Annotated in this window: 1 protein-coding gene; it reads left to right on the plus strand. The window is 41.6% G+C overall.

Annotated features, from left to right (window positions below; translation table 11 throughout):
- Window positions 1-80 precede the first annotated feature (80 nt).
- The coding region (locus ICE94_RS08410) for an autotransporter-associated beta strand repeat-containing protein (RefSeq protein WP_216151137.1) at window positions 81-2649 on the plus strand (2569 nt) is incomplete at its 3' end.

Here is a 2649-nt window from a genome sequence, read left to right on the forward strand (position 1 = left end):
CAACAGGAACAACCGATACGATAGCTGGTGTATTGGAAGGTAACGGTACTCTAACAAAGAATGGTACTGGCACGACGGTCTTGACAGGTGCTAACACCTATACTGGTGCGACAACCATCGGTGCTGGAGTGTTACAAGTTGGTATTTCTTCCGTAGGGACAACTTCATCTATCACCAGCGGTGCCTTCGGTTCTGGATCTCTAGCTGTATTAAATGGAGCTGTTTTAGACTTAAACGGTAAAACTACGCTTAATGCTTTAACGGTCAATGGGTCAGGCATAAGTGCTGCTGGCGCCATAGTCAATTCAGATACTAATAATGCTGCAACAATTAGTAATACTTTGACTTTGGGGGCAGATAGCTCTATTGGTGGGGCAGGTAATATCATCATTGATGGTGTTGTATCTGGTACCAATAGGGCGTTGACTAAGGTTGGTAATGGCACAGTAACATTAACTGCTACTAATACTTATAGTGGTGCAACAACAATTAATACAGGCTTATTAGTCATTGAAAATGATGTACCAATTTTGAATTCAAGCTCTTACACAGGGAATGGAGCTCTTCAAATTCAGCCGAAATCAACAAGCTTTACAACACCTTTTCAGATTGATAGTACTCGAATATCTTCTAACCTAAATACTTTGACCGTCGGTCGACCTGGGAATTTAGGCCAGATAAATATTGGCAGTGATATTACGACTAGTGGGCCGCAAACCTATATAGGCCCCGTTGTCTTAAATGGAGGTAATCGTACTTTAACTACTACTAATTCCAATATCCGATTTATGGGTACAGTAAATAGTGACTCAAGCGCAAGATCTTTGACTATTAGTAATGGTAACTCTTCGGTTAATTTTGAAGGCGATGTAGGTTTGATTTCACCGCTTAGCTCGATCAGTATTTCATCAAGTAGCTCGACATCAAATATTGCCGCTAGTATCAGAACCTCTGGTAATCAGATTTACTCAGGCTCAGTGGTGTTGTTGGGGAATTCCATTTTTGAGAGTACTTTGGGTAGTATTTCCTATAAAGGTACCGTAAATGGTGCATATGATTTATCAATCACAATTGGATCTTCTGGAAGAGTTGTGTTTAATAGTGAGGTGGGTGGTATTAGCCCGCTAAATAGTATCACTATTGGTTCTTTAGGGATTACATACATTAACGCTAACGTTAGTACGACTGGTAATATCAATATTTCAAATGCGATTTTGTTTGGCACTATTGGTGTAGCTCAATTTTCAAATGGAGACTTTGAATCCGACCCTGTAGGTAGCACCACAATATCATCTTGGACCGTGTCTAATACATCAGTTAGATTGGGGGTTGATCCAATTGGCGGATTTGTAACACCCAAAGATTTGACCTACCCAGCAAATACACAAAGTGGTTGTAATCGAACCGCCGGCACTGGCTGTGATGCAGCTGCTGCTCTAACATTTAGCACGGCTATTACTAACGATGTCCAGGGTGCTGGTGATGGTTCTAAATCGGTACGAATGAATTCCTCAGGAAGCACTGCTGGCTATGGAATAGTTAGAGGACCTTTTATTATCAGTAATGGCACTGTAACCTTGGGGGCTGGGGATTCAGTCAGCTTTAAATGGAAGGCCCAAGGGGGAAGTGATGCTTATGATGTCTTTGGATATTTATTAAATACATCAAATGGCTCTGTGATCATGCTCTTGAATGCCACTGGAGCAAGTGCTAGTGCAACAACCTCTTGGGCAACGGTCACTACATCTGTGCCATCGGGAACTTCTACGGCTGATTACAAATTTGTTTTTATCAGTGGTTCTTGGGATGCGTCAGGGGGGACAGTTTTGGGAGCCCAGTTGTTTATAGATAGTGTATCAACTAGTAGTACCAGTAGCACTGATTTATTTGGAACCTCTGCTTGCACAACATGCCGTATTAATGCGGGAAGCATAAATTTTTCTTCTACAGTAAATCTTGCGAATACTAGTGTTCAATTAAACGTCACGTCTGGAAGTTCAATTTCTGAAGTTATATCTGGTACTGGCGCATTAACGAAACAAGGTGCTGGCACATTAACTTTATCTGGTAATAATAGTTATAGTGGTACAACAACAGTCAGTGCTGGTACTCTAGCCGTCACTCATGTCAATGCACTAGGCTCAACTGCTAGTGGCACAACTGTAGCCAGTGGAGCAACGCTAGACATCCGTAATGTTTCAATTGGTGCTGAGCCCTTGACAGTTAATGGGGGAACCTTAGCTACTTCAACGGGTACTAGTTCTTTATCTGGAACTGTTTCTTTAGGTGGTGATAGCACAATTAATGTTGCTGGTACTCAATTAACTTTATCCAATGCGCTGTCTGGTATTGGTTTTGGTATTAATAAGACAGGCTCAGGCGCCTTAATTTTGTCTGGCGTCAACACATATACTGGTGATACGTTAATTTCTAATGGCACTTTAAGAACAACTGGGACTTTAAGTAGTTCGACAGATATTCTGATGAGTAACACGGCAGTCTGGGATTTGCAGGCTGCTCAGACAATTGCAACTTTAACAATGGCAAGTGGAAATAGTATTACTCGCTCTACCGGAACTTCTAGTCTGACTATTTCGGGCGTGTCTACTATTGCTAATTCCATTACTACGAGCGGTACACAAACATATA

The organism is Polynucleobacter sp. MWH-Loch1C5, from assembly GCF_018881775.1.
Classification (GTDB): Bacteria; Pseudomonadota; Gammaproteobacteria; order Burkholderiales; family Burkholderiaceae; genus Polynucleobacter.